This window comes from Arthrobacter sp. Y3225116, assembly GCF_059091245.1.
The window spans coordinates 1-5,990 of sequence record NZ_JBNHGL010000177.1 but is presented as its reverse complement, the minus strand read 5'-3'; the positions used below and the strand labels follow the sequence as shown (position 1 = coordinate 5,990).

At 67.7% G+C, this 5,990-nt stretch carries 4 protein-coding genes; 3 read left to right on the top strand and 1 reads right to left on the bottom strand.

The features are described from left to right. Positions 1–191 precede the first annotated feature (191 nt). A complete protein-coding gene (locus tag AC5RV2_RS13625; protein WP_494092776.1) occupies positions 192–1,478 on the top strand; it encodes a DUF4192 domain-containing protein in 1,287 nt (428 codons plus the stop codon). 251 nt (positions 1,479–1,729) lie between these two features. After that, positions 1,730–3,004 carry an RNA polymerase sigma factor gene (locus tag AC5RV2_RS13620; protein ID WP_494067639.1) on the top strand — a complete coding sequence of 425 codons (1,275 nt, stop codon included), beginning with the start codon at positions 1,730–1,732 and terminating at the stop codon, positions 3,002–3,004. 282 nt (positions 3,005–3,286) lie between these two features. On the opposite strand, the gene AC5RV2_RS13615 is transcribed toward AC5RV2_RS13620, so the two are convergent. Next, positions 3,287–3,508, bottom strand: coding sequence for a DUF7455 domain-containing protein (locus tag AC5RV2_RS13615; protein WP_493999501.1), 222 nt, complete (start codon positions 3,506–3,508; stop codon positions 3,287–3,289). A gap of 250 nt (positions 3,509–3,758) precedes the next feature. On the opposite strand from AC5RV2_RS13615, the gene AC5RV2_RS13610 reads away from it, so the two are divergent. Further along, complete coding sequence (locus tag AC5RV2_RS13610) at positions 3,759–5,870, top strand: DNA gyrase/topoisomerase IV subunit B (RefSeq protein ID WP_494092775.1); 2,112 nt, start codon at positions 3,759–3,761, stop codon at positions 5,868–5,870. Positions 5,871–5,990: the final 120 nt, after the last annotated feature.

The following is a 5,990-nucleotide window of genomic DNA, read 5'->3' as shown; positions in this document are numbered from 1 at the left end:
CTGGCCCGGGAGCGCCGCCGGCGGCGCCAACGGATCCGGGAACGCAAGGGGAACGGCGGAACCCGGGGCGGGTAAGCGCCCTCGCTCCACGGTTGAGCACCTTCCCTCCACCTGGGCTTCTGCAGGGCACTTGTCCACAGGGGAGCCCCCTCGGCTGGCCGCGGGGCAGGCAGCGGCGGAAGGCTCCTGTCATGGAGAAGAAGAAGTTCACCGCCCGCCGCTCCGTCGACATTCTCGGTTTCGTGCCGCATGCGCTGGGATTCCTTCCCGCCGACAGCGTGGTGCTGCTGGCCCTGACACAAGGCCGTTTGGGCGCGACTCTCCGCCTGGATCTTCCCGCCAGCGGGGACGGCTGCCACCTCGAACTGTTTGCCGAAACAGCGGCGGACTACCTGCGCTCCGATGAGGACGCCGACTCCGCGCTGCTCATCCTGTACACGGACCACCCCTGGCGTTCGCCGGAGCGGCCGCCCCATGCCCGGCTCGTGGCCGCCCTCGGCCGTTCCCTGTCCGCCGCCGGGCTGCCGGTCCGCGCGGGCTGGACGGTTGGCCCACGGCATTGGCGCGAGCTTTATTGCGGCGACACGAAATGCTGTCCGCTGCCCGGGCGTCCGGTGTCACAGATCCGGGACAGTGCGCTGAACGCCGAACTTGTCTACAGCGGCAGCACCTATGCGCCATCCGCAGCGGAGGCCGTGGCCGTCCCACGGGCCGCAACATCCGGCGCACCCTACGCGGCCGCCGCATCCGGCCGGAAGACGGGGTCAGCCGCCGCACCGCCGCCGGCAGCGTCAGCGGCACCCGACGTACCACCCGACGTGGCGGCCGGGATACAGCAGGAGGCGGACCGGCTCGCCGCGGAAACCGCGGGAGGGTGGACCCATGCGGCCTGCTACTTCCATACCCTCCGCCGCTGGGAGCATTCCCTGGCAGCGCACCAAGCTGGAACCCTCACGGCGGAAGCGCAGGCCTTCCTGCTGGCGAGCCTGACCGACAACGCGGTACGGGACGGTGTTGCCATCTTCGCCTGCAGCAGCGCCGAGACGGCGTTCCTCTGGGCCGAGGCGTCCGGCCTCCTCGAGGACGCGGACCGGGCGGCGGGCGCCGCGCCGCCCGCCGTTCCATTCCCCGGGTCCGGCGATCCTGCGGCAGCCCGGGGCTGGTCCAAAATTCTGATCGGCGAGTCGCCCCACGCTCCGGACTGGGATCGCGTGGACGCCACGGCACACCTGCTCTCCCGCCTGCACGCGGTCGGAACGGGGCGCTCCCGCGCTGCCGCCGGCACGCTGCATGCCTGGATCGAATGGGCCCGGGGGCGCGGTACGCATGCGCATCAACGCGCCGAAGCATGCCTTCGCGAATGGCCCGGCTATCGGCTGGCGGAACTGGTGCGGGAACTGGCGGACAGCGGAATGCTGCCGGTGTGGGCGCGCCGGCGGGAGACGGCCTGGCCGGGCCGGAGGCACCTGACCGCATGACCGCGGCGTCCGCGGGGGGTCGAAAATCAGTTCATCCGGCGGTCTGAATCGTGAGACAATGGGAACCGAGACCCGGTTGGGTTCGTGTTTCAAACAGCGGTAGTTCCTGCGGGAATACCGCCGCCGCGGATCAGGTTATGCCATGCAGACCCTGCGTCCGTGGCTTGGTTTGAATTCATTCACGGACTTGACAGGGTCATAGTGGTGTTACCCGCAGGTAGCGTCACAGACCGCCGTACGAAAGGTTCTCTGTGTCACCGGACAAGAAGACTGCTGCAGCTCCCGATGAGGAGACTGCTGCCTCCGCTCCGAAAAAGTCCGCGACGACCAAGCGCGCGGGCGCCCAGTCAGCGGCAGCGGCGGAAGCTGCTCCCAAACGGCGCGGCCGCAAGCCCGGTGCCGCCGCCAAGAAGGATGAGGCGAACACCGCCGAGCTGGCTACAGAAGAAGTCGACGAGGATCCCGAGGTTGAGCCGGAGCCCACGGAGGAAGATGTAGAAGCCACCGAGGAAGCCGGCGCCAAGAAGGGCAAGGAAGGCGAGACCGGGTCCGGGTTTGTTTACTCCGACGCCGATGACGACGACGCCCCCGCCCAGCAGGTGGTCTCCGCCGGCGCCACCGCCGACCCCGTCAAGGACTACCTGAAGCAGATTGGCAAGGTCGCCCTGCTGAACGCCGAGCAGGAAGTCGACCTCGCGCTGCGGATCGAGGCCGGTCTCTTCGCCGAAGAGAAGCTGGCCAAGGACGACGGCACCATGGAGACGCGCCTGCGGCGCGACCTGGAGCAGATTGTCCACGACGGCAAGCGCGCCAAGAACCACCTGCTGGAAGCCAACCTCCGCCTGGTGGTCTCGCTGGCCAAGCGCTACACGGGCCGCGGCATGCTGTTCCTGGATCTGATCCAGGAAGGCAACCTGGGCCTCATCCGCGCCGTCGAGAAGTTCGACTACACCAAGGGCTTCAAGTTCTCCACCTACGCGACCTGGTGGATCCGGCAGGCCATCACCCGCGCCATGGCGGACCAGGCCCGCACCATCCGCATCCCGGTGCACATGGTAGAAGTCATTAACAAGCTGGCCCGCGTGCAGCGCCAGATGCTCCAGGACCTGGGCCGCGAGCCTACTCCCGAAGAGCTGGCCAAGGAACTGGACATGACGCCGGAAAAGGTCGTCGAGGTCCAGAAGTACGGCCGGGAGCCGATCTCGCTGCACACGCCGCTGGGCGAAGACGGCGACTCGGAGTTCGGCGACCTGATCGAAGACTCCGAAGCCGTGGTTCCCGCCGACGCGGTCAGCTTCACCCTGCTGCAGGAACAGCTCCACTCGGTGCTGGACACGCTGTCCGAGCGCGAAGCCGGCGTGGTGGCCATGCGCTTCGGACTCACCGACGGCCAGCCGAAGACTTTAGACGAAATCGGCAAGGTCTACGGCGTCACGCGGGAGCGCATCCGCCAGATCGAATCCAAGACCATGTCCAAGCTGCGGCACCCGTCGCGGTCGCAGGTACTCCGCGACTACCTGGACTAATCCGACTGCGCAGCAGGGCCGGCACCCGCAAGGGGCCGGCCCTGCTGCGTTAACCGGCCACCGGCAAGGGGCCGGCCCTGCTGCTTTAGCCGGCGGGAGCAGGGGAGGGGAAGGGGTCCCGCGTTGCGGCGTCAGGTGCGCGGGTGCCCCGACGGAAAGGCTTCCGGAGACGCAAAGGGCGCCGTTCCCCCTGCGGGGAACGGCGCCCTTTGACCGGGTACCGGGCGGACCTGTCGGACCGCACCGGGAACGGGCTGCCGCTGCAGCCGTTCCCTCAAGAACCTATTCGGCGGCGGCGCCGGCCTTTTCGGTCAACCGGCTGGTTTCGTCCTGCCATTCCGAGGCCTTGGAGCGAAGCTGCGGCTCATGCTGACGGGCATGGTGCCCGCAGAAGAGGAGTTCGCCGCCGGAGGAGGCCAGGACAACCCGTACATAGGCTTGGGCACCACACCGGTCGCATCGATCCAATGCGGTCAGTTCACGGGGGGCTACTGCTGTCGTCATGATGACCTCCTTACGAGTGCGTCTATCCATAGAACCATCCGAAGCGCGGAAATCTTCGCAAGATGGGGTCACTTTCGCTCACCGCGTATCACGTGTGGGTAACAGCCGGGAGCTGCGTCACATGCCGGCATGTGCCCCGGCGCGGTGCACAAGCCCGCCCGCAAAGGGGATTAGCCTAGTAACGGTCCGTTATTCGCGGCGGACCGCGGCCAAGGACCGCAGTTCTGTCTGCCAAGGAGCACTCGTACACGTGGCGCCAACGAAGTCTGAGTACACAGCACGCCATCTTTCCGTCCTGGAAGGGCTGGAAGCCGTCCGCAAGAGGCCGGGCATGTACATCGGGTCCACGGATTCCCGCGGGTTGATGCACTGCCTCTGGGAAATCATCGACAACTCCGTCGACGAGGCGCTGGCCGGGTACGGGCAGAGCATCAAGATCACGCTGCACCCGGACGGCTCGGTGGAGATCCACGACGACGGCCGCGGCATCCCGGTGGACATCGAGCCAAAGACCGGCTTGAGCGGCGTCGAAGTGGTGTTCACCAAACTGCACGCCGGCGGCAAGTTCGGCGGCGGCTCCTACACGGCCTCCGGCGGCCTGCACGGCGTCGGCGCCAGCGTGGTCAACGCCCTGTCCTCCCGCCTGGATGTCCAGGTGGACCGCGGCGGCAAGACGTACCAAATGTCCTTCCGCCGCGGCGAGCCGGGCAAGTTCATCGACACCGGCAGGGGGCCGGGCCCGGAGTCCGCGTTCGAGCCGTTCGTCACGGGCTCCAAACTGGAAGTGGTCGGCACCGCCAAACGCGGCGTGACCGGAACGCGCATCAGGTACTGGGGCGACCGGCAGATTTTCACCCCGGACGCCAAGTTTTCCTATGAAGAGCTGCAGAACCGGGCGCGGCAGACCTCGTTCCTGGTTCCGGGGCTGAAGATCACGCTGCGCGACGAGCGCAGGTTGGCCGGCACCGCCGGCGAGAACGGCCCGATCGAGGAAGTGTTCCACCACGACGGCGGCATTGCCGAGTTCGTCGAATACCTGGCCAACGACAGCGCCGTCACGGATGTCTGGCGCTTCCACGGCTCCGGCAAGTTCAAGGAAACCGTTCCGGTACTCGACGAAAACGGGCACAGCAAGATCGCCGAGGTCGACCGCGACTGCCACGTGGACGTCGCCCTGCGCTGGGGCATTGGCTACGACACCACGGTCCGTTCCTACGTGAACATCATTGCCACCCCCAAGGGCGGCACGCACCAGGCCGGCTTCGAACAGGCGCTGTTGAAAACCTTCCGGAAGGTGATCGAGGCGAACGCCCGCAAGCTGAAGGCCGGCAGCGACAAGATTGAGAAGGACGACGTCTTCGCGGGACTCACCGCGGTGCTCACCGTCCGCCTGGCCGAGCCGCAGTTCGAAGGCCAGACCAAGGAGATCCTGGGCACCTCCGCCGTCCGCGCCATCGTGTCCCGCGTGGTGGAGAAGGAGCTGGCCGCCAAGCTGGGGTCCTCGAACCGCGGGGACAAGGCCCAATCGGCGCTGCTGCTGGAAAAGGTCGTCAGCGAGATGAAGTCCCGCATCTCGGCCCGCGTCCACAAGGAGACGCAGCGGCGCAAGAATGCGCTGGAGACGTCCTCCATGCCGGCAAAGCTGATCGACTGCCGCACGAGCGACGTCGAACGCTCCGAGCTGTTCATCGTCGAGGGCGACAGCGCGTTGGGCACGGCACGGCTGGCCCGCTCGTCCGACCACCAGGCGCTGCTGCCGATCCGCGGCAAGATCCTCAACGTGCAGAAGGCGTCGGTGGGCGACATGCTCTCCAACGCCGAATGCGCGGCCATCATCCAGGTGGTGGGGGCCGGGTCAGGGCGCAGCTTCCAGTTGGACGCGGCCCGCTACGGCAAGGTCGTCCTCATGACGGACGCCGACGTCGACGGCGCGCACATCCGCACGCTGCTGCTCACGCTCTTCTTCCGCTACATGCGCCCCCTGGTCGACGCCGGCCGCGTGTACGCCGCGGTGCCCCCGCTGCACCGGGTGGAGATCATCAATCCGGGCTCCAAGGCCAACGAGGTGGTGTACACCTACTCGGAGAACGAGCTTCACAAACTGCTCGCCACCCTGGAGAAGGACGGCCGGAAGTACAAGGAGCCGATCCAGCGCTACAAGGGCCTGGGCGAGATGGACGCCGACCAGCTGGCCGAGACCACCATGGAGCCCCGCCACCGAACGCTGCGCAGGGTGCGGATCGAGGATGCCGAAGCGGCCGAGCGTTCCTTCGACCTGCTGATGGGCTCCGACGTGGCGCCGCGCAAGGAGTTCATCGTGGCCGGCGCCTCCATGCTGGACCGGGAACGGATCGACGCCTAGGCCGCCAGCCCGGGTGCCACCAGCAGGACGGTCGGCACTGCCAGCAGCAATGCCGCGGCCAGCAGCACCGCGGACCGGGCCGCCCCGCCGAGGGCCGGAACGGGGGAGAGCAGCCGCCGG